At 60.0% G+C, this 24,700-nt stretch carries 30 protein-coding genes and 2 tRNA genes; 25 read left to right on the top strand and 7 right to left on the bottom strand.

Annotated features, from left to right (window positions below):
- Positions 1-70 precede the first annotated feature (70 nt).
- Positions 71-1,096, top strand: a complete 1,026-nt coding sequence (locus BUB72_RS10455) for a GlxA family transcriptional regulator (protein ID WP_073143645.1) — start codon at positions 71-73, stop codon at positions 1,094-1,096.
- Here the strand turns inward: BUB72_RS10455 and BUB72_RS10460 are convergent.
- A complete protein-coding gene (locus BUB72_RS10460; RefSeq protein WP_073143646.1) occupies positions 1,081-1,926 on the bottom strand; it encodes a DMT family transporter in 846 nt (281 codons plus the stop codon). The two genes, BUB72_RS10455 and BUB72_RS10460, sit on opposite strands and share 16 nt — an antisense overlap.
- Positions 1,927-2,082: 156 nt before the next feature.
- Between BUB72_RS10460 and BUB72_RS10465 the strand changes: the two genes are divergently transcribed.
- The 4 genes from BUB72_RS10465 to BUB72_RS10480 all read left to right on the top strand — a co-directional run bounded on the left by BUB72_RS10465 (position 2,083) and on the right by BUB72_RS10480 (position 7,617).
- Positions 2,083-3,870 carry an ABC transporter transmembrane domain-containing protein gene (locus tag BUB72_RS10465; RefSeq protein WP_073143647.1) on the top strand — a complete coding sequence of 596 codons (1,788 nt, stop codon included), beginning with the start codon at positions 2,083-2,085 and terminating at the stop codon, positions 3,868-3,870.
- Between the two features lie 443 nt (positions 3,871-4,313).
- Positions 4,314-4,739: a peptidoglycan-binding protein LysM gene (lysM, locus tag BUB72_RS10470; protein ID WP_073143648.1), complete on the top strand. Its 426-nt coding sequence runs from the start codon at positions 4,314-4,316 to the stop codon at positions 4,737-4,739.
- A gap of 146 nt (positions 4,740-4,885) precedes the next feature.
- Positions 4,886-6,766: an acyl-CoA synthetase gene (locus BUB72_RS10475; protein ID WP_073143649.1), complete on the top strand. Its 1,881-nt coding sequence runs from the start codon at positions 4,886-4,888 to the stop codon at positions 6,764-6,766.
- Positions 6,767-6,900: 134 nt separating this feature from the next.
- Positions 6,901-7,617 (top strand): Crp/Fnr family transcriptional regulator, encoded by a 717-nt coding sequence (locus BUB72_RS10480; protein WP_073143650.1) that lies wholly within the window; start codon positions 6,901-6,903, stop codon positions 7,615-7,617.
- A gap of 15 nt (positions 7,618-7,632) precedes the next feature.
- On the opposite strand, the gene BUB72_RS10485 is transcribed toward BUB72_RS10480, so the two are convergent.
- Complete coding sequence (locus BUB72_RS10485; protein WP_073143651.1) at positions 7,633-7,848, bottom strand: DUF1858 domain-containing protein; 216 nt, start codon at positions 7,846-7,848, stop codon at positions 7,633-7,635.
- A gap of 120 nt (positions 7,849-7,968) precedes the next feature.
- Between BUB72_RS10485 and BUB72_RS10490 the strand changes: the two genes are divergently transcribed.
- From BUB72_RS10490 to BUB72_RS10525, 8 genes are read left to right on the top strand one after another with little or no spacing between them, the layout of a single operon-like run.
- Positions 7,969-8,421, top strand: coding sequence for a c-type cytochrome (locus BUB72_RS10490; protein ID WP_073143652.1), 453 nt, complete (start codon positions 7,969-7,971; stop codon positions 8,419-8,421).
- A gap of 12 nt (positions 8,422-8,433) precedes the next feature.
- Positions 8,434-9,783, top strand: a complete 1,350-nt coding sequence (locus tag BUB72_RS10495) for a cbb3-type cytochrome c oxidase subunit I (RefSeq protein ID WP_073143653.1) — start codon at positions 8,434-8,436, stop codon at positions 9,781-9,783.
- Between the two features lie 3 nt (positions 9,784-9,786).
- Positions 9,787-10,581: a CbbQ/NirQ/NorQ/GpvN family protein gene (locus BUB72_RS10500; RefSeq protein ID WP_073143654.1), complete on the top strand. Its 795-nt coding sequence runs from the start codon at positions 9,787-9,789 to the stop codon at positions 10,579-10,581.
- Between the two features lie 5 nt (positions 10,582-10,586).
- On the top strand, positions 10,587-12,473 hold the full coding sequence (locus BUB72_RS10505) for a nitric oxide reductase activation protein NorD (protein ID WP_083588632.1): 1,887 nt from the start codon (positions 10,587-10,589) through the stop codon (positions 12,471-12,473).
- Between the two features lies 1 nt (position 12,474).
- The gene (locus BUB72_RS10510; RefSeq protein ID WP_073143656.1) at positions 12,475-12,648 is read left to right on the top strand and encodes a protein NnrT; all 174 of its coding nucleotides are present in this window, start codon (positions 12,475-12,477) and stop codon (positions 12,646-12,648) included.
- On the top strand, positions 12,645-12,884 hold the full coding sequence (locus BUB72_RS10515) for an NnrT protein (protein WP_073143657.1): 240 nt from the start codon (positions 12,645-12,647) through the stop codon (positions 12,882-12,884). Before BUB72_RS10510 ends, BUB72_RS10515 begins: the two co-directional genes overlap by 4 nt.
- A gap of 10 nt (positions 12,885-12,894) precedes the next feature.
- Complete coding sequence (locus BUB72_RS10520; RefSeq protein ID WP_073143658.1) at positions 12,895-14,085, top strand: NnrS family protein; 1,191 nt, start codon at positions 12,895-12,897, stop codon at positions 14,083-14,085.
- Between the two features lie 4 nt (positions 14,086-14,089).
- Positions 14,090-14,758, top strand: a complete 669-nt coding sequence (locus BUB72_RS10525) for an NnrU family protein (RefSeq protein WP_073143659.1) — start codon at positions 14,090-14,092, stop codon at positions 14,756-14,758.
- On the opposite strand, the gene hemN is transcribed toward BUB72_RS10525, so the two are convergent.
- Both hemN and BUB72_RS10535 read right to left on the bottom strand, forming a co-directional pair.
- Positions 14,755-16,110 (bottom strand): oxygen-independent coproporphyrinogen III oxidase, encoded by a 1,356-nt coding sequence (gene hemN / locus BUB72_RS10530; RefSeq protein ID WP_073143660.1) that lies wholly within the window; start codon positions 16,108-16,110, stop codon positions 14,755-14,757. The genes BUB72_RS10525 and hemN overlap by 4 nt on opposite strands.
- Before the next feature lie 112 nt (positions 16,111-16,222).
- Positions 16,223-16,297: transfer RNA gene (locus BUB72_RS10535), tRNA-Thr, on the bottom strand.
- Between the two features lie 95 nt (positions 16,298-16,392).
- Here BUB72_RS10535 and BUB72_RS18830 point away from each other — a divergent pair.
- From BUB72_RS18830 to BUB72_RS10590, 12 genes are all read left to right on the top strand, one after another.
- On the top strand, positions 16,393-16,563 hold the full coding sequence (locus tag BUB72_RS18830; RefSeq protein ID WP_175549149.1) for a hypothetical protein: 171 nt from the start codon (positions 16,393-16,395) through the stop codon (positions 16,561-16,563).
- 3 nt (positions 16,564-16,566) lie between these two features.
- Entirely contained in the window at positions 16,567-17,832 is a 1,266-nt protein-coding gene (gene murA / locus BUB72_RS10540) for a UDP-N-acetylglucosamine 1-carboxyvinyltransferase (RefSeq protein ID WP_073143661.1), read from the top strand.
- On the top strand, positions 17,829-18,308 hold the full coding sequence (locus BUB72_RS10545) for a DUF2948 family protein (RefSeq protein WP_073143662.1): 480 nt from the start codon (positions 17,829-17,831) through the stop codon (positions 18,306-18,308). The genes murA and BUB72_RS10545 overlap by 4 nt, the downstream gene beginning before the upstream one ends.
- Positions 18,230-18,799, top strand: coding sequence for a GNAT family N-acetyltransferase (locus BUB72_RS10550; protein WP_083588633.1), 570 nt, complete (start codon positions 18,230-18,232; stop codon positions 18,797-18,799). Before BUB72_RS10545 ends, BUB72_RS10550 begins: the two co-directional genes overlap by 79 nt.
- 31 nt (positions 18,800-18,830) lie before the next feature.
- Positions 18,831-20,135 (top strand): histidinol dehydrogenase, encoded by a 1,305-nt coding sequence (gene hisD, locus BUB72_RS10555; RefSeq protein ID WP_073143664.1) that lies wholly within the window; start codon positions 18,831-18,833, stop codon positions 20,133-20,135.
- On the top strand, positions 20,132-20,602 hold the full coding sequence (locus BUB72_RS10560) for a UPF0262 family protein (RefSeq protein WP_073143665.1): 471 nt from the start codon (positions 20,132-20,134) through the stop codon (positions 20,600-20,602). The genes hisD and BUB72_RS10560 overlap by 4 nt, the downstream gene beginning before the upstream one ends.
- A 4-nt stretch (positions 20,603-20,606) precedes the next feature.
- Entirely contained in the window at positions 20,607-21,074 is a 468-nt protein-coding gene (locus BUB72_RS10565; protein ID WP_073143666.1) for an arsenate-mycothiol transferase ArsC, read from the top strand.
- Between the two features lie 128 nt (positions 21,075-21,202).
- Positions 21,203-21,421 (top strand): translation initiation factor IF-1, encoded by a 219-nt coding sequence (gene infA / locus BUB72_RS10570; RefSeq protein ID WP_008186030.1) that lies wholly within the window; start codon positions 21,203-21,205, stop codon positions 21,419-21,421.
- 23 nt (positions 21,422-21,444) lie between these two features.
- Positions 21,445-22,014 carry a Maf family protein gene (locus BUB72_RS10575; RefSeq protein WP_073143744.1) on the top strand — a complete coding sequence of 190 codons (570 nt, stop codon included), beginning with the start codon at positions 21,445-21,447 and terminating at the stop codon, positions 22,012-22,014.
- Positions 22,011-23,039 carry a ribonuclease E/G gene (locus BUB72_RS10580; RefSeq protein WP_073143667.1) on the top strand — a complete coding sequence of 343 codons (1,029 nt, stop codon included), beginning with the start codon at positions 22,011-22,013 and terminating at the stop codon, positions 23,037-23,039. Before BUB72_RS10575 ends, BUB72_RS10580 begins: the two co-directional genes overlap by 4 nt.
- Positions 23,036-23,254 (top strand): DNA gyrase inhibitor YacG, encoded by a 219-nt coding sequence (locus tag BUB72_RS10585; RefSeq protein WP_073143668.1) that lies wholly within the window; start codon positions 23,036-23,038, stop codon positions 23,252-23,254. The genes BUB72_RS10580 and BUB72_RS10585 overlap by 4 nt, the downstream gene beginning before the upstream one ends.
- A gap of 113 nt (positions 23,255-23,367) precedes the next feature.
- Positions 23,368-23,442: transfer RNA gene (locus BUB72_RS10590), tRNA-Phe, on the top strand.
- Positions 23,443-23,540: 98 nt separating this feature from the next.
- Here BUB72_RS10590 and BUB72_RS10595 read toward each other — a convergent pair.
- Genes BUB72_RS10595 through BUB72_RS10605 form a run of 3 tightly spaced genes read right to left on the bottom strand, consistent with a single transcriptional unit; the run spans position 23,541 to position 24,699 of the window.
- Positions 23,541-23,918 carry a Na+/H+ antiporter subunit G gene (locus tag BUB72_RS10595; protein WP_073143669.1) on the bottom strand — a complete coding sequence of 126 codons (378 nt, stop codon included), beginning with the start codon at positions 23,916-23,918 and terminating at the stop codon, positions 23,541-23,543.
- Positions 23,915-24,202, bottom strand: coding sequence for a K+/H+ antiporter subunit F (locus BUB72_RS10600; protein ID WP_073143670.1), 288 nt, complete (start codon positions 24,200-24,202; stop codon positions 23,915-23,917). The genes BUB72_RS10595 and BUB72_RS10600 overlap by 4 nt, the downstream gene beginning before the upstream one ends.
- Entirely contained in the window at positions 24,199-24,699 is a 501-nt protein-coding gene (locus tag BUB72_RS10605) for a Na+/H+ antiporter subunit E (RefSeq protein ID WP_073143671.1), read from the bottom strand. Before BUB72_RS10605 ends, BUB72_RS10600 begins: the two co-directional genes overlap by 4 nt.
- Between the last annotated feature and the right edge of the window lies 1 nt (position 24,700).

A 24,700-nucleotide genomic window follows, 5' to 3' on the forward strand; every position in this document is an offset into this window, starting at 1 on the left:
GGTTTGAGCGCGGTTGCCGATAAGGCGCGAAACGTCCTACATAGTTTCCAGCTTATTAAAGAAGGACGCCATGGGAGGACACCTGCCCACTGATCCGGCACCGAACGCCGCGGGGACCTCCATGCGACGCATGTTCGAGCTGTACGTGACGGCAGGATTTTCCGAGTTGGAACTGTCAGCGATCACCCACACGCTGGCGCAGGCCAACGACATGCTCGCGGAACACTGGTTCTCGTGGCGCTATGTGTCGGACGCGCCGGGGCTGGTGAAGGGAGCGTCGGGTATGATGGTGCGGGCGGAGCCTGCGATTATGAATTACGGCTTTTCCGACGTGATGATCGTCGTGGGCGGGCGTCAGGACGACAAGCCCGCATGGCTGGCGCGGGCGCGGGCCATGCAACGTCAGGCGCGGCTGGTGGTTTTGTTGTCGGATGCGGCCACGGTCTATATCAAATCCACCTCCCAGCCCGCGGGCGGCGTGACAACCCATTGGCGCGACATCGCCGCATTGGAAGAAAGCGGCTACCATCCCAATCTGACCACGCGGTTCTCCGAAAATAGCGACGGCATCATCACCGCCGCAGGGGTCGGGGCGACGGCGGAACTGGTCATCGGCCTGATCGCGTCACAGCTACAAGCCCCGCATGTGGCCGAGCTTGGCAACCGGTTGCTGCTGCACACCATCCGCAAGAGCAATGCGGAGCAACCCAAGGATATTGCCGACAATGAGGGTCTGTTCGACATCCATGTGACGCAAGCGATCCGGCTCATGGAAGATACGATTGCCGAGCCCATGTCTATGGCCGAGCTGACCGCGCAGGTCGGCTTGTCGACCCGTCATCTGGAACGGGTGTTTCGCAAGGTATTCAACGACAGCCCCGCGCGGTTCTACAAAAAGCTAAGGGCCAAACGGGCGCGGACGATGATCGAGGAAACCCTGATGCCGATGGTCGATATTGCCGTGGCGACGGGGTTCGGCTCGGTCAACACGCTGTCCAAGGCGGTGAAGGACGAATATGGCATGACGCCCTCGAAGATGCGGGCTCGGCGCAAGATTTCATTGCTCGCCTTCGACGAGGATCAGAGCGCTAGATAGCCAATCCCTGCGAAGGCCACGAGGCATCCGGCCCACTGGGCGACCCCCATGCGTTCACGCAGGAAGGCCCATGCCATAACGATTGTCAGCAATCCGAAAACCGATGCCGCGACTGCTGCATATTGCGCGTTGGGCAACCCGCCCGCCGACAGCACCGCCATTAACGCGATACCATCAAGGCACCCCATCGCGATCAGCACAGGCACGGCGCTGCGGCCGGGATTGAACGGCAGGCGGCGCAGGATCATCAGGGCCGCCAGCAGGGCGATGGACACAAGACGGGTGATCAGGATGACGGGGAGGTCGGAGGCCATTTCGGTGGCGACCTGACCAATAGCGAAAGTGCCTGCGAAACCGACGCTTGCGATCAAGGCGTATACATTTGTGCGGCCCGCCGGTGGGGTGTCGGCGGCCTCATCAGTGGACAGCGCAGCGACCACCGACACGCCCGCGATGATGGCCAGCACGGCGAGCCAGTCCAGCCCCGACACCGCCGCGCCGGAAAAGGCTGCCCAGCCCACGGACAGGACCGGATAGCTTGCGATGATCGGGGCGACCAAGCGGACAGGGCCGCGCTGGAACGCGCCGTAAAGGCTGATGCTGGCGACCAGGAAGAACACGCCTGAAAGTGCCGCGTAGGCTGCGGCCTCTAGCGCGACAGGGGCGATTGCTCCGGTACCAAGCATCAAGGCGGCTTGCAGGACCGAGCCTGCGACCAAGACGATCATCAAGGATGCCATTAGAGGCGCGCGCTGGCTTACCTGCCGCACGAGGATATCGTGCAGCCCCCAGCACATGGCGGCGATCAGGCCGAGGCCCAAGGCGCTCATCTTGTGTCGTCCAAAGACATGTCGGGGATCCTTATCTGTGGTATCGCTGGCGATATACCTACCAGCGCGCCCAAACGCCACGTTACATGTGGCCTCTGGGCGCTTGCGGCTGTCCCCCCCCTCCGGTAAGCCATGCCGACGATAACCGGAGGCACCATGGCAAAGGCACTAGGCAGCGAAGCAGAGCGCGAAAAATCCAAGCGGATTGGCGCGCTGGGGGCCCTATGGCCGTTCATGAAGCCATATCTGCCTTTGATGATTGCAGCGCTCTTGGCGTTGACCCTCACGGCCTGTGTGTCGTTGGTTTTGCCACTTGCGGTGCGCCGCGTGGTCGACGGGTTCGGCACCGACGAGGCCGCCTTGCTGGACCAGTATTTTAGCGCCGCCTTGGCCGTGGCCGCATTGCTCGCCGTTGGGACAGGGTTCCGTTACTACCTTGTGACCCGCTTGGGCGAGCGTGTGGTGGCCGACATCCGCCGCGCCGTATTCGACAAAACCATCGGCATGGGGCCGGAGTTTTTCGAGCGCGTCATGACCGGCGAGGTATTATCGCGGATTACCACGGACACCACGTTGATCTTGTCGGTGATCGGCTCGTCCGTATCCATCGCGTTGCGTAACGTATTGATATTAATAGGCGGTTTGATTTTGATGCTGCTGACATCGGCCAAGCTGACGTCGCTGGTTTTGCTGATTGTCCCTGCCGTGATCGTGCCAATCATCGTATTGGGTCGCCGTTTGCGCGTCTTGTCACGCGAGAACCAAGACCAGATCGCGGCATCCTCGGGCAATGCGTCCGAGACGCTTTTGTCGGTGCAAACGGTGCAAGCGTTTACCAACGAAGCCCCATCGCGGGCGAAATTCGCAGGCTTCACAGAAGCCGCGTTCGAGGCCGCGCGCAAACGCATCGGCACCCGCGCGGTGATGACGGTGATTGTGATCTTCCTTGTGTTCACGGGTGTCGTTGGCGTGTTGTGGATCGGGGCGCGGGACGTGCGCGCGGACATCATGACAGCCGGCGAATTGGTGCAGTTCCTGATCTACGCGATCATGGTGGCGGGGGGCGTGGCTGCGCTGTCCGAAATTTGGAGCGAGCTGCAACGCGCCGCAGGTGCGACGGAGCGTCTGGTTGAGTTGCTGTCTGCCGAAGACACGGTGAAAGACCCCGAAAACCCTGCCGCCGTCGAGCGGCTTAGCGGTGCGGTCCAGTTCGACAACGTGACCTTCCGCTACCCTGCGCGACCCGATATTGCGGCGCTTGACGGCGTGTCCTTGGACGTGGCCGCGGGCGAGACGATTGCCCTTGTCGGGCCATCGGGGGCGGGCAAAACCACGATCATCCAACTGCTGCTGCGCTTTTATGACCCGACCACCGGCGCGATCCGCTTGGATGGCCGCGACCTGCGTGACATGGCGCGCGAAGATTTCCGCCGCTTCATTGCTTTGGTGCCACAAGATCCGGTGATTTTTGCGGCCTCCGCCCTTGAGAATATCCGATTTGGCCGTCCCGATGCGACGGATGCCGAAGTGGAAGAGGCCGCGAAAGCTGCCGCCGCGCATGAGTTCCTGAGCAAGCTGCCCGACGGGTATGACACCTATGTGGGCGAACGTGGCGTGATGCTGTCCGGTGGGCAAAAACAGCGAATTGCCATTGCGCGCGCCATTCTGCGCGACGCGCCGATCCTGTTGCTGGACGAGGCCACCTCGGCGCTGGACGCGGAAAGCGAAGCGCTGGTGCAAACCGCCGTCGACCGCCTGAGCCGTGACCGCACCACCCTAGTTGTGGCGCACCGTCTGGCCACCGTGAAGAAGGCCGACCGGATCGTGGTGTTCGACGAGGGCCGCATCGTAGCCACAGGGACGCATGACGCGCTGGTCGCCCAAGACGGGCTATATGCGCGTCTGGCGAAGCTGCAATTTACCGCTGGTATTGCGGCGGAATAAATCCCCGCGATATAGCCGTCATCCAGCTAGTGACAGTGGTAAGGTTTAGAACCCGCGTGACAGCATTGGCCTTGTGGCGAGTCCTTGCGGCACCCTCCGCCGTGACCCACGGTGGATGAGCCTATGCTGGCTTCAGGGGCGATGAACAGCTCGGCCTGAACAGTTGATATGGACAGCGCGAATGCAGCGACAAAAATCATAAATTTCACAATAAAAACCTCGGCTTGTTAATGGATTGTTAAGTAAGATTAACTCAAATTATTGTGGCTGTATTGCGGCTGTCTTGCGCCAAATTGACGCTTTAAGTATTCCTCACGGGCAAGGTCTCGAAGGGATTGGCGCGCACGAAGCCGAATAATTCCCCGCAACTCGCCGCTTGCCAAATGGCGCCGGGGCGATCATCGTCTTTGGCAACCTAATATGTCATCAAAGGGAGATACGACATGGGGCTTTGGAGCTTTGTAAAAGACGCTGGTAAATCGCTGTTCGGGGCCGCCGAAGCGGCTGAGCCGGATGCGGCGACCTTGCAAAAGGAAATCGCTGATCTGGGGCTGGATGCCTCTGGTCTGGACATCACGGTCGAGGGCGACAAGGTCAAAGTGACCGGTGACGCCGTAAGTCAGGAGATCAAGGAAAAGATCATTCTGGCCGTGGGCAACGTCGAAGGCGTGGCCGAAGTCGAGGACGAGGTGGCCGGTGGCGATCCTGTGTTCCACACGGTCAAAAAAGGCGACACCCTTTGGGGTATCTCCGCCAAGACATTGGGCAACGGCGCACGCTACGAAGAGATCTTCGAAGCGAACAAACCGATGCTGACCCACCCCGACAAAATCTACCCCGGTCAGGTTCTGCGCATCCCGCAGGGCTGAGCCACTCGAAATATGTTTGGAAAGGGGGCCGATTTGGCCCCTTTTCGCATTTTAGCGTAGCGTCAGACTTGCACCACGCCGCATTCCCTTTACGTTTAATCCCAACAAAAGAATGGTTCGACAACGGACCGCCAAGGGAGGAAAATATGGGAAACTTCGCCACAAAGGCGGATCGGGACGCGATTCAAGCTGAAAGCGCTTGGGAAGATCGTGACCTGCCACGCACGATGTATCAGTTCCTGACTGCGACGAAGGACAAATTCGGGTCGCGCAACGCGTTCTCGTATCAACTGACCTCGGGACCTACGGACAAGAACGAAACTCTCACATGGGACGAGTTGCACGGCAAATGTTGTCAGGCGGCTAACCTGTTCCGCTCCTTGGGCGTGGGCGAGAATGATGTGGTGGCCTATGTGCTGCCCAACGCGTCGGAGACCGCATATACATTGCTTGGCGGCTCCATCGCGGGGATCGTGAACCCGATCAACCCGCTGCTGGAACCCGAGCAGATCAGCGCCATCCTGCGCGAAACCAACGCCAAGGTGGTGGTGACGCTGAAAGCGTTCCCGAAAACGGACCTTGCCCAGAAAGTCGCGGAAGCGGTTGGTCATGCGCCGAATGTAAAGCATGTGCTGGAAATCGACCTGCTGCGCTACCTGACGGGTCTGAAGAAATTCATTGTGCCGTTTATCCGGCCCAAGGTTCATGCCGTCCACCATGCCAAGGTGCTCGACTTTTGCACCGAGTTGAACAAGCAGCCCACCTCGCTTGCGTTTGAAGACAGCGCCGGTGACCGTGTGGCCTTCTACTTCCACACCGGCGGGACGACCGGCATGCCGAAAGTGGCGCAGCACAAGTATTCCGGCGTCGTCTATAACGGCTGGCTGGGGCGCAAGCTGCTGTTCACCGAGGAAGACGTTCTAATGTGTCCGCTGCCGTTGTTCCACGTCTTCGCATCGCATGTGGTGCTGATGTCGGTGATCGCTTCCGGCGCGCATGTGGTGTTCCCCACCCCGCAAGGCTATCGCGGCGACGGGGTGTTCGACAACTTCTGGAAGCTGATCGACAGATACAAGGTGACCTTCATGATCACCGTGCCGACCGCGATTTCTGCGTTGATGCAGCGGCCTGTTGATGCGGATATCTCCAGTCTGAGAATAGCCTTCTCGGGCTCGTCGCCCTTGCCGGTGGAGCTGTATAACCGTTTCGAGAAAGCCTGCGGCGTGACCATCGTTGAAGGCTACGGGCTGACCGAGGCGACCTGCCTTGTGTCGATCAACCCGCCGTCGGGTGAGAAGAAGGTCGGCTCGATCGGTATTCCGTTCCCGTATACGGACGTCACCATCCGCCGCGTCGCCGACGGATCGGTCTGCGATGTGGACGAGATCGGCGAGATCTGCCTGCACAACCCCGGCGTTTACGAAGGCCATACCTATACTGAGGCCGACAAGAATGTAGGCCTGTATTATGACGACAAGTATCTGCGCACCGGTGATTTGGGGCGTCTGGATGCGGACGGCTATTTGTGGATCACAGGCCGCGCCAAGGATTTGATCATTCGCGGCGGTCACAATATTGACCCTGCCGAGATCGAGGAAGCCTTGGCCGGACATCCGGATGTCGGCTTTGCCGGGGCAATCGGGCAACCCGACGCCCATGCTGGCGAAATCCCATGTGTCTATGTGGAGCTTGTAGATGGCGGCACGGCAACGGTTGACGATTTGATGACCTTCGCCAAAGAGAAGGTGCACGAACGCGCGGCCCATCCGAAATATATCGAGCTGATGGACGAGCTGCCGAAAACAGCGGTCGGCAAGATTTTCAAGCCGGAACTGCGCAAGATGGCGATCACACGCATTTATAACGAAGCGTTGAAAAAAGCCGATATTGCAGCGGAAGTGGTTTCGGTCGTTGAAGACAAGAAGCGCGGTTTGGTGGCGAAAGTTGCCAAGCGCGGCGACGTCAATTCCGAAGCAGTGAGCCATGTGCTCGGCTCGTTCACCCGTCCGTGGGAATGGGTGGACTAGTACTGCCTCCCCAAAACGCGTGATCCAAAAGCACCCGTCTCGCAGTGAATGCGAGGCGGGTGTTTCTTCGAGAGGCGCCAAGATAGATCGACGAGATGTGTGGAAGCCGCGCGCATGCTGTGTCATGAGAGGATATGTCGGATTCTCTTGCCAGAAAAACACAACCGCAGCTTGATGAAAGCCTGCTGGTGCATTTGCCACCGTTCTCCAAGCTGGAGACGCGGCAGATCAGGGCGATTTTGGACCAAGCCACGACACGGAGAATCGAGGAGGGGGCTGCCATTTTCGACGAAGGTGCGCCTGCGGAGCGGTTCTACCTGTTGTTGGATGGATATGTGCGGGTGGTTCGCCTGTCACCGACCGGAGAGCGCATCACCGCGCTTCATATCCCGCCCGGGCAATTGCTGGGCATTGCGCGCGCGCTTGGCCGTACCGATTACCCTGCAACGGCAGTTGCAGCGGCGGAATCGATTGTCCTGAGTTGGCCGACACGGTTATGGGACAGCTTTGTCGCCGAGTATGAGGGCTTTTCGACCGAGACTTACGCGGTGGTCGGGCAGCGCCTTGAAGAGATGAGCGAGCGGATCATGGAGCTTGCGACGCAGCATGTCGAGCAACGGGTAGCAAACTCGCTGCTTCGGCTGATCAACCAGACAGGCCGCAAGGTTGCGGGCGGAATAGAGATCGACTTCCCGATCACCCGTCAGGACCTGTCGGAAATGACTGGCACCACATTGCATACGGTGAGCCGTCTTTTAAGCGGTTGGGAAAAGCAGGGGCTGGTGAAAAGCCAACGCAAACGGATCATGGTTTGCGACGCCCACGCACTGGTGGTTCTGAGCCAGCCCTAGCAAGGCGCGCTTGATCTAGACGCCTGTTTCTATGACCGCACGCAGCTCGTCGATGAACGTGTCGTAATCCAGATGGTATTCGATGCAGGCATCGATAACGGCGTGAAACGGGGTGATCATGCACCCCACGCACAGCATCTTATGACGCAGGAAGACCTCTATGGTTTGAGGCCAGCGACTCATCAAGTCCTGCAAGGGCAGGTCTGGGTCGTCGAATTTCCTGTGAGGCATCGCATGTCCTTTCAAACTTATGATACCACCCCTACCGCCTGAAACTTTGCTCTGGCGCAAACTCTGTGTTTTCGGTGCGGGTTAAGCCCGAGGCATCCCGAACCAAGAGGAGGCCCGAGAATGGCTGAGTTTCTTACCAAATCGCGGGCGCGCAATATCTTCTACGGGGGATCATTATTCTTCGTGGTCGTCTTCATTGCGTTGACCGTTCAGAGCCACAAATACGTGGTAGAAGTATCGACCGCCGGCATGCCGCTGACCGAAGAGGTGGCACTTGGCAAACATGTGTGGGAGCGCCATTCCTGCATCAACTGTCACACGCTACACGGAGAAGGCGCTTACTTCGCGCCCGAACTTGGCAACGTCATGACCCGCTGGGACGTGCAAAACGACCCCGAAGCTGCCTACGAGACGCTGGAAGGTTGGATGAGTTCCCAGCCATCGGGCATCGAGGGGCGTCGCCAGATGCCGCTTTTCGAGATCACCGAAGAAGAAATGCGCGGCCTGGCCGAGTTCCTTCGCTGGGCAGATCAGACCGACACGCAGGGCTGGCCGCCCAATGACGCGGGTTAAGGAGATAACATCATGAAATATCAATCTCAAAAAGTCGCGATGGCCTATTTCGTCTGCGCCATGGCGCTGTTCGGAATTCAGGTTCTGGGCGGGTTGCTCGCGGGCTGGATCTACGTCTCGCCCAACTTTCTGTCGGAGCTGTTGCCGTTCAACATCATCCGCATGATCCACACCAACGCGCTGATCGTCTGGCTGCTGCTGGGCTTCTTTGGCGCGGCCTACTTCCTTGTGCCGGAAGAATCCGAGCGGGAAATCTATTCGGTCAAGCTGGCCTATATCCAACTGGCGATCTTAATGATCGGCACGCTGGGCGCGGTTGGCTCCTACCTTGTGGGCATCCACGGCGGACGCGAATTTCTGGAGCAACCGCTCTGGGTTAAATTCGGCATCCTCGTCGCGGCGCTGATCTTCTTGTTCAACATCTCGATGACCGTGCTGGCGGGCAAGAAAACCGCCATCACCAACGTGCTGTTGATGGGGCTGTGGCTGCTGTCATTGCTATGGATTTTCGCCTTCATCAACCCCGACAACCTGTCGCTCGACAAGATGTACTGGTGGTTCGTGGTTCACCTGTGGGTGGAAGCCACGTGGGAGCTGGTCATGGCCGCAATCCTCGCCTTCCTGCTTTTGAAGCTGACAGGTGTAGACCGCGAGGTCGTGGAAAAATGGCTTTATGTCATCGTCGCAACGGCGCTGTTCTCGGGCATCCTTGGCACCGGACACCACTTCTACTGGATCGGCTTGCCGGGTTACTGGCAGTGGGTCGGCTCGATCTTCTCGACCTTCGAGGTGATCCCGTTCTTCCTGATGATGAGCTTTGCCTTCGTCATGGTCTGGAAGGGCCGCAAGAACCATCCCAACAAGGCCGCGCTTTTGTGGTCGCTGGGGTCGTCGACCGTTGCCTTCTTCGGCGCGGGTGTCTGGGGCTTTCTGCATACGCTGCACGGGGTGAACTTCTACTCTCACGGCACGCAGATCACTGCCGCCCATGGTCACCTGTCCTTTTACGGGGCGTATGTGGCGCTGAACCTGGCAATGTTCACCTATGCGATGCCGATGCTGCGCAACCGCGAGCCTTATAACCAAGTGCTCAACATGGTGTCGTTCTGGCTGATGACGGGTGGCATGGCGTTCATGACCTTCGTGCTGACCTTTGCCGGCACCATCCAGACGCATATGCAGCGTGTGGTAGGGGACTATTACATGGACGTGCAGGATGCGCTGTCGATCTTCTACCTGATGCGCTTTGGCGCAGGGGTGGCGGTCGTCGCTGGTGCCATTCTGTTCATCTACTCCATGCTGGTGGTCCGTAAGCGTGAAGTTATCACGCCCGGCTCGGCCAACCCTGTTGCGGGGGAGTAGGTGATGAACATGCAGACAACTCCGCACTTGCCGTTCTACCACGCGACGGCGCGCGAATGTGAGCTGTTCGAAACGGCGTATGAAAATGGTTTGCCCCTTCTTTTGAAGGGGCCGACCGGCTGCGGCAAAACCCGCTTTGTGGAGCATATGGCCGCCAAGTTGGGCAAGCCGCTTTACACGGTGGCCTGCCATGACGACCTGTCGGCAGCCGACCTGATCGGGCGCTACCTGTTGAAAGGCGGGGAGACGGTCTGGGTCGACGGCCCGCTGACCCGCGCGGTGCGCGAAGGCGGCATCTGCTACCTCGATGAGGTGGTGGAGGCCCGCAAGGACGTTACCGTGGTCTTGCACCCGTTGACCGATACGCGGCGCACGCTGATGATCGACCGGACGGGCGAGGAACTGGTGGCCCCCAAAGGCTTCATGTTGGTGGCAAGCTACAACCCCGGCTACCAGAACGTGCTGAAGCGGCTGAAACCGTCGACGCGCCAGCGGTTCCTGTCGGTGTTGTTCGACTTCCCGACCCCCGAGATCGAGATTGCTGTTGTCGTGAAGGAAAGCGGGCTGGATGCGGGACGCGTGGCCCCGTTGGTGCGGCTTGCCGGCCATATCCGCGCCTTGTCGGGTATGGATTTGGAGGAGGGGGTTTCCACCCGCCTGCTGATCTACGCCGCCACATTGATGGCCAGCGGCATGGGGGTGGACCAAGCCCTTGAGGCGGCGATTATCGAGCCTCTGAGCGACGAGCCGGATGTGGGTCTGGCTTTGCGTAATCTGATCTCCACGATCTACGGATAAGCGCAATGAAACTCCTCGATCTCATGGAACCCGAAGAAACGGTCGGCAACCTGTGGCATGACATGGCCAGCGGGATCGGGGCGCACATTTCGTACCCCGAGGCGGGTGTTACACTCGCCTCGGTCCGGCCCAGCCTTGCGGTGCTGTTTCGCGCCTTGGGTGGTGCCGCGGGCGTTGAACTGGGTGAAGCCCCTGCGACGCTTGCCCGTCACCGCCGCGTTTTGCGTCGCAAACTGGGGGCCGAGCGCGACCGCGAATGGGTCGCGGGCTTTGACGGGGAGCGCTTGGCGTTACCACCAGTCATCGCGGATTTCCCAGAGGCGCGGCTGAATCGTGCCGCCTATTTCTGGCTGACGGCGCTGGCCGCCGTGACGGATGTGTTGGCGCTTGATCTGTCGGGCGAGGGGGCCGCATCGGATTGCGCCCAAATTCGCGCCAATGCCATCGCCGCCGATCAGGCCTACGCGACCTGTCCGGGGCTGAGCGGTGCCTACGCTGAAATGGTGCAGTATTGCGCGGCCAACCGGCCCGACGTGACGCGCCCCGCGCAAGAAGGCATCATCGAGTCCGCCCTGCGGGACCAGCTTTGCGGTGGAACCCCCGTTATGGTGAGCAATGACACGCCGCGCGGCTACATGCCGTTCGCGCCTGTACCGATCTGGCTGCGGTTTTCGCCCGCCGGTTCAGGGGCCGCAGCGAGCGAGGAACACGCAGACCCTGCCGCCCCGCCACCCAATGCCGCGACCACCACGCGCAAGCTTGGCAGCCGCAAGGATCAGGAGCAGCAAAACCGCAAGGACAGCTTCATCATTCACCGCTTCGAGTCGATCCTGTCTTGGGTCGAGTCGATGAACATCAACCGCAGCGTGGATGATGACGACGACGAGAACGCCCAGAAGGCGGCGGATGATCAGGACGAGATTGTCTTGTCCAAACATGACCGCAAAGCCGCGACGCGCTTGCGGCTGCATCTGGACCTGTCACCGTCGGACGCGGATCACGAGGCGCTGGCGGGGAAACACACATACCCGGAATGGAACCACCGCAGCCGCAGCTATATGGATGGTCATTGCCGTGTGCTGGATGCCCCTGCGCAGCCTGATCCGGCCTCCAGCTACCACCCCAACGAGCGCCGCATCCGCGAGGTGCGCCGCCAGTTTGAGGCCCTGCGCCCGCGCCGCATTCTGCAGCCGCGTCAGGTGGATGGCACGGAACTGGACCTTGACGCGCTGTTAACGGCGCGAGCGGACCTTCTGGCCACCGGACGCGGGTCCGACCGGATCTGGCAAAGCGCGCGTCAGGTGGAGCGTGATTTGTCGGTGGCGTTCCTCATTGACACGTCGCGCTCGACCGAGGCGGCGATTGGCGATACTTCGGTAATCGAGGTTGCCCGAGAGGCCATGGCGTCACTGGCCGCTGGTATCGATGCGGCAGGGGACCGGCTGGGCATCTGGGGCTTTTCGTCCTTGCGCCGTGACCGCGTTTTCCTGACCCGCTGCAAAGGGTTCGAGGCCCCGATGAACGCCGAGGTGACCAACAATATAGGTGCGTTGAAACCTGGCCATTACACGCGGCTGGGGGCGGCCATCCGCCATGTCAGCGCGCAACTGGCCGAGGAGCCGAGCGCGCGAAAGCTGCTGATCGTGCTGACCGATGGCAAGCCGAATGACCTTGACCACTACGAAGGCCAGCACGGCATCGAAGACAGCCATATGGCCGTCAAGGAAGCCCGTCGCGCGGGGCAGAACCTGTTCGGCGTTATTATCGACGAGGACGGGCAGGACTGGTTCGCGCGCATTTTCGGGCGCGGCGGCTTCGCGTTGTTGCCCAACCCTGAACGTCTTACGCGGGCCTTGCCCGACATTTACCGCACACTCACGCAGGAGGTTTGACATGCGTATCCTTGCTCTCGTTTTTTCGCTGATGGCGATGCCCGTCTGGGCCAGCTCATTTGACCGCCCGATCCCGCAGGCCCAATCTGCCACCGCAGAATTCTGGTTCGCCGTAGGCAGTCTCGGCCTAATCGCAGCGCTGTATCTGGTGCACAGATTGGTCTCTCGCAAATGACGGATCGGGGCTGGTCCGTTGCACGTATCGCGGTGGTCCTTTACCCGTTCGGGGCAGGGGCCATGGCGGTGAATGTGTTTTTCGCCTCCCTGATCTTCAGCTGGATCGGCGGGCCGGTTCTGACGGCCTTCTGGTCAATCTCGATTGGCTGTGTGATTGGCATTCCCGCCACATGGTATTTCGCCCGCCATATCCGCTATCTTATGGATACGGCAGACGCCCGCAGCGCAGACTAAGGAACACGACATGGCAACTTCATCCGCAGAGCAGATGCGCGCGTGGCAAGGGCCGGCGCTGTTCAGCTTCGGCTTCCGCCCGTTCTTTTTGTTCGGGGCGGTTTGGGCTTGTTTCGCGATGCTGCTCTGGATACCGGCGCTGTCGGGCGCGGTGACATTACCCACGCGGTTCGATCCCGTCTCATGGCACGCGCATGCGTTCTTGTTCGGCTATCTGGGCGCGGTGCTGGCGGGCTTCCTGCTGACGGCGGTTCCGAACTGGACCGGACGCCTGCCATTGGTTGGCTGGCCGCTGGCGGCGATGTTCGGGATATGGCTGGCGGGGCGTGTGGCGGTGCTGTTTTCGGAGTTTCTGCCGTCTGGCGTCGCCGCCGCAATTGATCTGGCATTCCCCGTTATCCTTGGCGCGGTGATCCTGCGCGAGATTGTCGCCGGAAAGAACTGGCGCAACCTGATGGTGCTGGGCCTGCTCGCGGTCTTCACCTTCGCGAACCTGCTGTTCCACATTGAAGCCGGGCAAGGCGATATTGCCGCGCAGGGCGTCGGGCTGCGGCTTGGCGTTGGCACGGGGGTGATGATGATTGCCGTGATCGGCGGGCGCATCGTGCCATCTTTCACCCGCAACTGGCTGGCCCGGGAGGGCAAGGAGGCGCGCCCGACCCCGCCGATGCAAATGTTCGACAAGGGTGTCTTGCTGGCGAGTGTCGCGGGATTGTTGCTTTGGGTTTTGCGTCCGGAAAGCGGGGTCACTGGCGTGGCGCTTCTTGTGTTGGGCGCGCTGCATCTGGTGCGGGTGGTGCGCTGGAAAGGGCATCACACGGGCGGCGAGGCCTTGGTTTGGGTGCTGCACGTCGCTTATGCCTTCATTCCGCTGGGCGCGATTGTCATCGGGTTGGCGATTGTGCTGCCTGACCTTGTGCTTACGCAATCGGCGCAGCATCTGTGGATGGCGGGTGCGATTGGGGCCATGACCTTGGCGGTGATGACCCGTGCGACGCTGGGACATACTGGGCAGAGCTTGCATGCGGGCGTTGGGACGCTGTTTATCTATCTTGCGCTGTTCGGGTCGGTCGCCGCGCGGGTATTCGCCGGAGGGGAGCCGGTGTTCTATCATATCTCAGGGCTGCTGTGGATCGTTGCCTTTGGCGGCTTCGCCGTGGCCTACGGGCCGCTGTTGCTGCGCCGCAAAGACGGTGCCTGAGCCCATGAGCTGGACTGCCTTTGCCGTTGTTTTTGTGGCGTTCTTCGTGACCCATTCGATCCCCGTGCGCCCCGCTGTGAAGTCGCGGATCGTCGCGCGGATTGGTGCGGCGGGATTCGGCATGGCCTATTCCACGCTGTCCATTGCCATGCTGGCCTTGCTGATCTGGGCCGCTGGGAAGGCGCCGTTTGAAGTGTTGTGGCCCCAAATGCCGTGGCATCGCCACGCGGTTCATCTGGGCATGCTGGCGGTGTGTTTGCTCCTAGCGCTGTCGCTTGGGCGGCCTAACCCGTTTTCTTTTGGCGGGGCGCGGAATGACGAATTTGATCCGGCCAAGGCGGGCGTTGTCAGATGGTCCCGCCATCCGGTTTTGCTGGCGCTGGCCCTTTGGGCAGGGCTGCATTTGCTGCCAAACGGCGACCTTGCCCATGTGATCCTGTTTGGCACGCTTGGAGGCTTTGCGGTCATCGGGCGCCGGTTGATCGACAGGCGCAAACGGTGCGTTATGGGCGCGGAACGGTGGCAGGCGTTGCGCGATGCGACCCGCGCAGCCCCGCGCTTCTACCGCCCGCGCTCTTGGCTGGAACTGGTGGTGCGCGTCGGCGCAAGCGTCGTGGCCTTCGCGACGCTATTGTGGCTGCATCCGGTGGTGATCGGCGTGCCCGCGCTCTAGGACGCGCGGGAGTAGCGCACACCTTCTGGAACATGCGCATCAAAGCAACTTGCGATAATGCGGGTCAGTGCGCGGCCCTCGGGTTTGATCTCGAGACATTGGTTTTGCAGCGATACCAACCCGTCAAACTTGGCGGCGATCTGCGGCAAAAGCGGTGCAATATTCGCTGCCTGTGCGCCGAACTCATCTTGCAGGTCCGCAATGTCCAACCTGAAATCACACATCACGCGCTCGATTACGCGGGCGCGAACCTGGTCGTCGAAATTCATCTCGTATCCGCGTGTACCTGCAAGCTGGCCTGCCGTGATGCGCTGGATATAGGCCGCCGTTGCGGGGGCGTTCTGGATATAGCCGTTGGGAAAGCGCGAGATGGACGATGCGCCAAGCCCGATCAGCGTCTGGCAGGTGTCGGCGGTGTAGCCTTGGAAGTTGCGACGCAAACGGCCAGTGCGGCGGGCCGTGTCCAGCTCGTCACCGGGGCGGGCGAAATGGTCGATGCCGACGGCGGGAAGTCCTGCGATCTCGAATCGCTCCGCGGCGAGCTGCGCCAGATGATAGCGGGCCAGATCGTCGGGCAAGGCGTCCTCGTCAATGAGCTTTTGCCGCTTCGACACCCAAGGAACATGGGCATAGCCGAACAGCGCCACGCGGTCAGGCGCGAAGGTGAGAACTTTGTCGATGGTGTCGGAAATGCGCGCCTCGGTTTGGTGCGGAAGCCCGTAAACCAGATCGGTGTTGAGCGAGGTGATCCCCGCCGCGCGCAGATCGGCGACACAGGCGCGGGTAACTTCGAACGGTTGCTCGCGACCGATGGCGGCTTGCACCAGCGGGTCGAAATCCTGAATGCCGATAGAGGCGCGGGTCATACCTTCGGCGGCCAGCGCGTCGATCTTGGCGCGGTCCACCATAGTCGGATCAATCTCGACCGAGAATTCAAAGTCCTTGGCAGGTGGGAAGACATCGCGAACGGCTTTCGCCAAGCGATGGATCAGGTGCGGTGGCAAAATGGTGGGCGTCCCGCCACCCCAGTGCAGCCGCCCCATGCGTATGCCCTTGGGCAAGGTTGCGCGCAGCAGTTCCAGTTCGGCTTCCAGCGTTCCAACATAGCTTTCGACGGGGCTGAGGGTCACGGTGCCTTGCGTATGGCAGGCGCAGAACCAGCAAAGCCGCTCGCAAAACGGGATGTGGAGATAGACAGACACCGGCACATCGGGATCAAGGGAGCCAAGCGATTGCGCTTGGAAATCATCGCGCACATCCGTGGTGAAGACCGCAGCCGTCGGATACGAAGTGTAGCGCGGCACGCGCGCATCGAAGAGGCCGTGAGCCTTGAGGGTGTCTATATGTTTCATGACCCTGCAATGACGGAAATCGACGCGATTGTTTTTGCGCGATATCAAACTTTGTCGAAAAGTTTGCGCGCCCGCTGCCATCTGAGGGCGATAAATGTCTGGCTTGGAAAGATGGTGCTGTGAGAGAGGATTGAACTCTCGACCTCACCCTTACCAAGGGTGTGCTCTGCCACTGAGCTACCACAGCATCTACACTTGCGTGTGGGCGGGGTATTAGGGTGAAAGTCTACTCGGTGCAACCCTAATCTGGACCCTTTTACCGCCCTAGGTTAAGACGGTCCCATGAGCGACAAGATGTCCCCGAATAACCCGCCAAAGCCGCAAAACAGCGCGCAAGCGCGCGAAGCGCGGTTGAAGGCGGCGTTGAAGGCCAATATGGGACGCAGGAAGCAGCAGGCGCGCGCGCGAAAATCCCCCGACGAGACGGGCAAAAACGAGACAAAAGGGCAGTAATATATGGATAAGATCATCGTCACGGGCAACGGCCCGTTGAAGGGGGAGATCGCGATCTCCGGGGCAAAGAACACCTGCCTGAAACTGATGACCGCCGCACTTCTGAGCGACGAGCCACTGACGCTGACCAATGTGCCACGCCTGTCCGACATCGGGACATTGTCGGAACTGCTGGAATCCCTTGGCTGCGAAGTGGCGCTGTTGAACGGGGGCAACGTCATGGTGTTGTCTGCCGGCGAAATCACCAATCGCAAAGCCGAATACGAAATGGTGCGCAAGTTGCGGGCGTCGTTTAACGTGCTGGGTCCGCTGGTTGCCCGCGAAGGCGAGGCGACGGTGTCGCTGCCCGGCGGTTGCGCCATTGGCGCACGCAAGGTGGATTTGCACCTGATGGCGCTGGAAAAGCTGGGGGCCACGATTACGCTGGACGAAGGCTACGTGCATTGCTCCGCCCCGAACGGTTTGACGGGCGCAGTAATCGAATTCCCGTTCGTCACGGTGGGCGGGACCGAGAACGCGATTACCGCCGCGACACTGGCGAAAGGCACGACCATCATCAAGAACGCGGCGCGCGAGCCGGATACAGTTGATTTGTGTAAATGCCTGAGCGCCATGGGCGCCAAGATTTCCGGTGCTGGCACCTCCGAGATTACCATTGAAGGCGTCGACCGCCTGCATGGTGCGACCCACGAAGTGATCGCCGACCGCATCGAGTTGGGCACGTTCATGATCGCGCCTGCTATTGCAGGGGGCGAGGTTGAGCTGATCGGCGGCCGCCGTGATCTGGTAGATGCGTTTTGCAACAAGCTGGAAGCAACGGGCGTTGTGGTCACCGAAACCGCGCGTGGCTTGAAGGTGTCCCACAATGGCGACCGTCTGAAGCCTGTCGACGTCGAGACCCAACCCTTCCCGGGCTTTCCGACCGACCTGCAAGCGCAGATGATGGCGGCACTGTGCCTTGCTGATGGCACCTCGAAACTGCACGAAACGATCTTCGAGAACCGCTTCATGCACGCGCCCGAATTGATCCGCATGGGGGCCAAAATTGATGTTCAGGGTGGCCATGCCACGGTGACGGGCGTTCAGAAAATGAATGGCGCACCGGTTATGGCGACCGACCTGCGGGCATCGGTTTCCCTCATTCTGGCGGGCCTTGCCGCCGAGGGGGAGACGACCGTCGGCCGTGTTTACCACCTAGACCGTGGATACGAGCGGATCGAGCAGAAACTGGGTGGCGTAGGCGCGTTAATCAAACGGGTGCCAGAATGAGCCGTGACGCAAGCTTCGAGGATGGTGCCGAGCGGCCCCTTCGCCTGACGGCGGAGGACGCCGATGATGTCACGGTGATCTCGTCGCTTGCGCAGGACGCGGTCTTTCCGGTGAGCGAGATGGCTTGGAAGCCTGCGCAACGTCGCTTTGCAGTGTTATTGAACCGCTTCCGGTGGGAAGATTTGCCTGCCGCCGAACGGCGTGGGCGGGATTTCGAGCGTGTGCGTGCGGTTCTGGCCTTTGATGACGTGACCAAGGTGTCGTCTAGCGGCTTGGACCGGTCCGACCCTGAAATTGTGTTGTCTTTGCTGTCCATCACGTGGATGGCGGGTGAGGACGGAGCGGGGCGGTTCGAGCTGACACTCGCAGGCGACGGCGCAATTGCGCTGGAAGCGGAATGCGTGAACATAACGCTGCAAGACGTCACGCGCCCTTATATCGCGCCATCACGCAAAGCACCGACACACCCACAGTGAAAATCCGGACGCTCACCAGCGCGGATGCGGAGGCGTTTCAAGCGCTCCACATCGAAGGGGTCACCAACTACCCGACCGCGTTCCTCAGGTCGCTTGGTGAGGTTCGCGATACGAGCTTGGACGAGTTGGCGCGGGTTCTGGATAGCGGCAAGATTATGGGCGCTTTTGCGGGCAAGACGCTGATTGGCCTTGCGGGGTTGGCCCAGAACGGCTTTGCCTCGGCACGGCATCGCGCAATGATCGGGCCGTTCTATGTGAGCACGGCCAGTCAGGGGCAGGGTGCTGCGCAGGCGCTGATGGACGCGCTGGTTGTGAAAGCCAGACAGATGGGTGTGCTGCAATTGGAACTCTACGTTTGGGCGAAGAACCCGCGCGCCCAGCGGTTCTACATCCGCAACGGCTTCGAACAAGTGGGCCGAATTCCGAGATCCGTGATCATCGACGGCGAAGAGTGCGACGATTTATTGATGGTACGTGCTTTGGATCGTTGAGCCTTCCGCGCCTGCGCGGTATGGAGGCGACATGCCTATGTTTCTCAACAGCGCTGACGCTGAATTCGACACTCAATTTGCCCGGCTTCTGACGATGAAGCGTGAAGACAGCCCCGATGTGGACGCTGTGGTTGCAGGGATAATTGCCGATGTGCAATCGCGCGGTGACGCGGCGGTTATCGAGTTAACCTCCAAATTTGACCGGATGGAATTGACGCCCGAGACGCTGGCGTTCTCTCGCGAGGAAATGGACGCGGAAATCGCGAAAGTTCCGGCTGAGGAGCGCGCAGCACTTGCGCTGGCCGCCGAGCGCATCCGCGCCTATCACGACCGCCAACTACCCCAAGACGAAGCGTGGGACGGTCCCCATGGCGAGATGCTTGGCTGGCGCTGGACTCCGGTCGAGGCCGCGGGGCTATACGTGCCGGGCGGATTGGCGAGCTACCCGTCATCGGTGTTGATGAACGCCATTCCCGCGCAAGTTGCGGGTGTGGAGCGGTTAGTGATCTGCGCCCCCACACCGGACGGGGTTGCGAACCCGTTGGTGCTATTGGCGGCGCGCTTGTCTGGCGTCGAGACTGTCTACCGCATTGGCGGCGCTCAGGCGATTGCAGCATTGGCTTACGGCACGGAGACGATCACCGCGGTGGACAAGATCACCGGACCGGGCAATGCGTTTGTCGCCGCCGCCAAGCGTCGCGTATTTGGGCGGGTCGGCATTGATATGATCGCGGGGCCATCCGAGATTTTGGTGATTGCCGATAAGGACAACGATCCTGACTGGGTGGCGGTTGATTTGTTGTCGCAAGCCGAACATGACGAAAGCGCACAAAGCATCCTGATCACCGACGACGCAGGGTTCGGTTTGGAGGTCGTCAAAGCGGTCGAGGCACGGCTGGAAACGCTGGAGCGTCGGGCGATTGCCGGACCAAGCTGGCGCGATTACGGCGCGGTGATTGTTGTGCGCGATATGGAAGAGGCGTTAATTCTGTCTGACAAGATTGCGCCGGAACACCTTGAGATTGCATGCGAAAATGCCGATGAATTAGCCGCGCGGGTGCGCCATGCAGGGGCCATCTTTATTGGTGCGTATACACCTGAAGCCATCGGGGACTATATCGGCGGGCCGAACCACGTGTTGCCAACAGCACGTTCGGCGCGCTTCTCGTCAGGCCTGTCGGTGATGGATTTTGTGAAGCGTACGACGCTTGCCCGCATGACGCCGGAAGCCCTCAAAGCCATCGGCCCCGCTGCAGAGACTTTGGCCATAGCCGAAGGCTTGGAAGCCCACGGATTGTCGGTCCGCGCAAGATTGAATAGGTTGAATGAAGAATGAGTAAACTTTGCGAAGTCACCATCGACGACAGCGGCTTGCCGACGCCCACAGCGGAGATCGAGCAAGAACGCAAAGTCGCTATTTTCGACCTGATAGAAGACAATTTGTTCGACCTGCCGCAAGACGGCGCACCGGACGGGCCGTATAAGCTGGACCTGTCCATTCGCGAGCGGAGGCTGGTCTTTGATCTGCATACCGAAGGCGGCGACAAGGCGGCGGAGTTCCATCTGTCGCTTGGGCCGTTCCGTCAGGTGGTGAAGGACTACTTCCAGATTTGCGAAAGCTACTTTGACGCCGTCAAGAAACTGCCACCAAGCCAGATCGAAACCATCGACATGGCGCGGCGGGGTATTCACAACGAAGGTGCCCGCGTGCTTGAGGACCGTCTGGAAGGCAAGGCCCGCGTCGACACCGACACAGCGCGGCGGCTGTTCACCCTCATTTGTGTTTTGCACTTCGGAGGGTGAGGGAATGGCGGAGGAGCAACCACAATCGGTTCTGTTCTGTTGCGATCACAACGCAGTCCGCTCGCCTATGGCTGAAGGGTTGATGAAGAAATTCTACGGCACAGACATCTACGTTCAGTCTGCTGGCGTGAAAAACGACTTAGATATTGATGGCTTCACCGTGGCCGTTTGTCACGAAATGGGCATCGAGCTGTCCCGCCACCGTACGCGATCGTTCGAGGAGATGCAGGAATGGGGGGACGACCTGTCAGGGTTTGACCTGATCGTGGCACTTAGCCCCGCATCGCAGCGCCAAGCATTGGAGCTGACACGGGTCTATCATCTAGCCGTCGAATACTGGCCCATTCTGGACCCGACAGGATTGGGAGAGGGCCGTGAAGAGAAGCTGAATTCCTACCGCATGGCCCGCGACCAGATAAAAGACCGGATTCTGGCGCGTTTCGGGACGCCTACAGCGTTTGATGAGGCCTAAGCGCACCATAAACACCGATAAATCCGGTGTGACGCTATGGCCAAACCCACTTAACCCTTGAAAACCCCCAAGTCCCGGCGCATTTAGTGCCACGCCCGCACTTTGGTGGGCATAACAACGGAGTGAACATGGCCAAGGAAGAACTGCTCGAATTCCCCGGCGTCGTGAAGGAACTCCTGCCTAACGCGACGTTCCTGGTCGAGCTGGAAAACGGCCATACGATCATCGCGCATACGGCAGGCAAGATGCGCAAGAACCGCATCCGCGTTCTGGCAGGCGACAAGGTGCAGGTCGAGATGACCCCCTATGATCTGACCAAGGGTCGGATCAACTACCGCTTCAAGTGACCGCTCTGACCCGGGAAGCCGGGTTGAGGCTCGTGCTCGGCTCCGGCTCGCCAAGGCGGCTGGAGCTTTTGGCGACTCTGGGGATTACCCCGGACGACATTCGCCCCCCCGATATCGACGAAGACCCGCAGCCCACCGAGAAGCCGCGCGACTACTGCCGCCGCATCGCCCACAGCAAGGCAGAGGCCTTGGTTCTTGCGGACAATGAGGTGGCCCTGTGCGCTGACACGACCGTCGCGTTGGGACGCCGTATCTTGGGCAAACCTGCTGATGCTGGCGAGGCCGCGCAGTTTTTGCTGTCGCTGTCAGGACGCAGACATCGCGTGATTACCGCAATGGCGGTGAAACGTGGTGACCGGATTTGGACCGCTGACGTGGTCACCTCGGTCAAGATGAAAAACCTATCGGATGAAGAGTTGAACGCCTATCTTGCCACCGACGACTGGCAGGGAAAGGCGGGGGGCTACGCGATCCAAGGACTTGCCGGTGCGTTCATCCCGTGGATACAAGGCTCGTACACAGGCGTCATGGGGCTTCCCGTGGCGGAAGCCGCTCAGTTGTTGAAAACCGCAGGATATGAGGCCGCGCGATGAAGGGTGCTTTGATTGTCTTAGGCGAGCTGGCTGGCCGTGAAGCCGCCGCACGCATGGTGGACGGCGTTCTGGATGACTTGCTGATTGCGCCGGATGATGATGCCCCACCTGCACCGGGCGCGATATACCGCGCTGTGGCCGACCGCCCGCTTAAGGGACAGGGCGGTATGATGATGACCTTGCCCGACGGACAGACAGCCTTGTTTCGCGGCGCGCAGGGCTTGAAGCCCGGCACAACGATGCTGGTGCAGGTGACCTCCTACGCCGAGTCTCACAAGGCAGTACCTGTCACCGACCGGCTGATTTTCAAAGGCCGCAGCGTGATTGTGACACCGGGCGCGAAGGGACTGAACGTCTCACGCCAAGTCCGCGACGAAGACGTGCGCGAGACGCTGTTAGAAGCCTTGCACCGCTCTCGGGCACCTGAGGCCGGACATGGGGTTATTCTGCGCACAGGCGCGGTTGGTCTGGATGCCGATGATATCGCCGAGGAAGCCGACAGTCTGCTTGATCTTGCGGATGCGGTTTTGGCGGACATCGAGGGTGAGCCTGAACTTCTGGTCGACGCACAGGGGCCGCATGATCTGGCTTGGCGTGATTGGCCACATTCGAACGAGACCGTTGAAGGCTTCGAGGCCCATGGCGTGCTGGACGCCTTGGCGTTGCTTGACCATGACGAGGTGCCACTTGGCCAAGCGTCCATGTTCATAGAGCCGACCCACGCACTGGTCGCCGTGGACGTGAATACGGGCGGCGATTTTTCACCGGCTGCCGGGTTGAAGGCTAATCTGGCCGTGGCGAAGGCTTTGCCGCGGATGTTGCGTCTGCGCGGATTGGGGGGGCAGATCACCCTCGATCTGGCGCCCATGGCGAAAAAAGACCGTAAACAATTTGAAACCGCGCTGCGCAGCGCGTTCCGTAGCGACCCGATTGAAACCTCGCTGGTTGGCTGGACGCCGCTGGGCCATTATGAGTTGCAGCGCAAACGGGAACGTCTGCCGATACCGAAAGGACTGGCCCAATGAGCTGTCCCATTTGTTCCAAGAAAACCGTCGAAAAATTCCGCCCGTTTTGCTCAAAGCGCTGCGCCGATATTGATTTGGGTCGCTGGATGACGGGCGCTTACGCGCTTCCCAGCGAAGACCCGGTCGATGATGAAGAGTTGATGGAAGAGCTGGAGAAAAAACTGGGTGAGATAGCCTCGGGTGGCCCTGCCGGTGATGGCTCGAAGCCTCACTGACGGCCCGATGCACCGGAGTTTGTACTTTTCATGAACTAGGCTATGGACAGCACCAAATCACTAGCCTAAATAGGCCCACGTTCGCAGGTAAACACCCTATGCGAACACCCGGTGCCCGGGTAGCTCAGGGGTAGAGCAGTGGATTGAAAATCCTCGTGTCGGTGGTTCAAATCCGCCCCTGGGCACCATTTCAAACTTCATACTTCGCGAATGCCAGAAACCATTGAAACCACAATCGGTTCCGGTTTTCGATTTGGTGTTGGGAATCAACCTCGGGTGAGGCTAATCAGTTTTCTGCCTGCACCTCTTGTTCCGGTACGCTTAGCGTCGACCATGTGTCATCGCGGGGCGGTGGTGGTGGCGTTGCGCATGTTCGGGTGTGGATGCTGACCTTCGCGATGAAATGCGCGGAGATAGGGGCTGTCACGAACAAGAAGGCCATGATCAAGATTTCATGCACCGACGTATCGCCCAAGACGAACGAATGTATCATCGATGCCAATAGCAGCATGCCGATCCCGATGGTTCCAACCTTTGTAGGGGCATGTAAGCGGGTCATGGGGTCGTTAAACTTCAAAAGCCCGATGACACCCACGATGATGAATGCAGACCCGATCAGCAGGCATATCGCGGTTGCGTAAGTTCCGATGATTTCGCCGCTCATTCGATGATGTCCCCCCGCAACAAAAAGCGCGCTAGCGCGACCGTGGAGACAAAGCCGAGCATTGCGACGAGCAAGGCAACCTCGAAGTAGATTTGAACGCCTAAGTGAATGCCAAGAACGATGATCAGACCCAGTGCGTTGATGACCATCGTATCAAGGGCAAGGATCCGGTCCCCCGGAGTTGGCCCCAAAACCAGACGTACCATGGAGAGCAACTGCCCAAGCGCGAGGGCGACGAAGGCAATGACCGATGCCATGTCCAAAAATCCTAAGGCTAGGGTCATTTGAAAATCTCCTTCAGGCGGTTTTGATATCGCGAGATGATATCGTCGCGAACGGCATCAGGGTCGTCGGTGTGCAACACATGGACCAGAAGACTGTTCCCGTGCTCGGACAGGTCCGCCGAAACGGTGCCAGGTGTCAGCGTGATGGTGCCGGCCAGCACGGTAATGGCCTCGGGTTGGCGCAACTCTAGCGGCACCACGATCCAAGCCGGTTTCAGCTTTGAATTCGGAACGCTCAGGACGATCCAAGCAACCTGCACATTCGCGACCACAATGTCCCACAATACCATGACGCAATATGAAGCCATCTTGCCCAGCCGGAACCCTTTGGGCGTGTCAGGCCACCAAACCGATGTCCCCCACGGGATAATAATCCCGAGGAAGACACCAAAGACCATCATTCCCGCGGAAAACTCGTTCTGCAATAGGGTCCACACCACTGCTAAGAGAAGTGTCAGCAACGGATGTGGAAGCAGCCAATAGAATGCGCGTGACATA

It is taken from the genome of Litoreibacter ascidiaceicola (genome assembly GCF_900129235.1).
GTDB classification, from domain to species: domain Bacteria; phylum Pseudomonadota; class Alphaproteobacteria; order Rhodobacterales; family Rhodobacteraceae; genus Litoreibacter; species Litoreibacter ascidiaceicola.

Coding starts and splice junctions, on each gene's coding strand:
- BUB72_RS10455 (WP_073143645.1), top strand. CDS start 71: ATGGGAGGACACCTGCCCACTGATCCGGCACCGAACGCCGCGGGGACC.
- BUB72_RS10460 (WP_073143646.1), bottom strand. CDS start 1,926: ATGAGCGCCTTGGGCCTCGGCCTGATCGCCGCCATGTGCTGGGGGCTG.
- BUB72_RS10465 (WP_073143647.1), top strand. CDS start 2,083: ATGGCAAAGGCACTAGGCAGCGAAGCAGAGCGCGAAAAATCCAAGCGG.
- lysM (WP_073143648.1), top strand. CDS start 4,314: ATGGGGCTTTGGAGCTTTGTAAAAGACGCTGGTAAATCGCTGTTCGGG.
- BUB72_RS10475 (WP_073143649.1), top strand. CDS start 4,886: ATGGGAAACTTCGCCACAAAGGCGGATCGGGACGCGATTCAAGCTGAA.
- BUB72_RS10480 (WP_073143650.1), top strand. CDS start 6,901: ATGTCGGATTCTCTTGCCAGAAAAACACAACCGCAGCTTGATGAAAGC.
- BUB72_RS10485 (WP_073143651.1), bottom strand. CDS start 7,848: ATGCCTCACAGGAAATTCGACGACCCAGACCTGCCCTTGCAGGACTTG.
- BUB72_RS10490 (WP_073143652.1), top strand. CDS start 7,969: ATGGCTGAGTTTCTTACCAAATCGCGGGCGCGCAATATCTTCTACGGG.
- BUB72_RS10495 (WP_073143653.1), top strand. CDS start 8,434: ATGAAATATCAATCTCAAAAAGTCGCGATGGCCTATTTCGTCTGCGCC.
- BUB72_RS10500 (WP_073143654.1), top strand. CDS start 9,787: ATGAACATGCAGACAACTCCGCACTTGCCGTTCTACCACGCGACGGCG.
- BUB72_RS10505 (WP_083588632.1), top strand. CDS start 10,587: ATGAAACTCCTCGATCTCATGGAACCCGAAGAAACGGTCGGCAACCTG.
- BUB72_RS10510 (WP_073143656.1), top strand. CDS start 12,475: ATGCGTATCCTTGCTCTCGTTTTTTCGCTGATGGCGATGCCCGTCTGG.
- BUB72_RS10515 (WP_073143657.1), top strand. CDS start 12,645: ATGACGGATCGGGGCTGGTCCGTTGCACGTATCGCGGTGGTCCTTTAC.
- BUB72_RS10520 (WP_073143658.1), top strand. CDS start 12,895: ATGGCAACTTCATCCGCAGAGCAGATGCGCGCGTGGCAAGGGCCGGCG.
- BUB72_RS10525 (WP_073143659.1), top strand. CDS start 14,090: ATGAGCTGGACTGCCTTTGCCGTTGTTTTTGTGGCGTTCTTCGTGACC.
- hemN (WP_073143660.1), bottom strand. CDS start 16,110: ATGAAACATATAGACACCCTCAAGGCTCACGGCCTCTTCGATGCGCGC.
- BUB72_RS18830 (WP_175549149.1), top strand. CDS start 16,393: ATGAGCGACAAGATGTCCCCGAATAACCCGCCAAAGCCGCAAAACAGC.
- murA (WP_073143661.1), top strand. CDS start 16,567: ATGGATAAGATCATCGTCACGGGCAACGGCCCGTTGAAGGGGGAGATC.
- BUB72_RS10545 (WP_073143662.1), top strand. CDS start 17,829: ATGAGCCGTGACGCAAGCTTCGAGGATGGTGCCGAGCGGCCCCTTCGC.
- BUB72_RS10550 (WP_083588633.1), top strand. CDS start 18,230: ATGCGTGAACATAACGCTGCAAGACGTCACGCGCCCTTATATCGCGCC.
- hisD (WP_073143664.1), top strand. CDS start 18,831: ATGCCTATGTTTCTCAACAGCGCTGACGCTGAATTCGACACTCAATTT.
- BUB72_RS10560 (WP_073143665.1), top strand. CDS start 20,132: ATGAGTAAACTTTGCGAAGTCACCATCGACGACAGCGGCTTGCCGACG.
- BUB72_RS10565 (WP_073143666.1), top strand. CDS start 20,607: ATGGCGGAGGAGCAACCACAATCGGTTCTGTTCTGTTGCGATCACAAC.
- infA (WP_008186030.1), top strand. CDS start 21,203: ATGGCCAAGGAAGAACTGCTCGAATTCCCCGGCGTCGTGAAGGAACTC.
- BUB72_RS10580 (WP_073143667.1), top strand. CDS start 22,011: ATGAAGGGTGCTTTGATTGTCTTAGGCGAGCTGGCTGGCCGTGAAGCC.
- BUB72_RS10585 (WP_073143668.1), top strand. CDS start 23,036: ATGAGCTGTCCCATTTGTTCCAAGAAAACCGTCGAAAAATTCCGCCCG.
- BUB72_RS10595 (WP_073143669.1), bottom strand. CDS start 23,918: ATGAGCGGCGAAATCATCGGAACTTACGCAACCGCGATATGCCTGCTG.
- BUB72_RS10600 (WP_073143670.1), bottom strand. CDS start 24,202: ATGACCCTAGCCTTAGGATTTTTGGACATGGCATCGGTCATTGCCTTC.
- BUB72_RS10605 (WP_073143671.1), bottom strand. CDS start 24,699: ATGTCACGCGCATTCTATTGGCTGCTTCCACATCCGTTGCTGACACTT.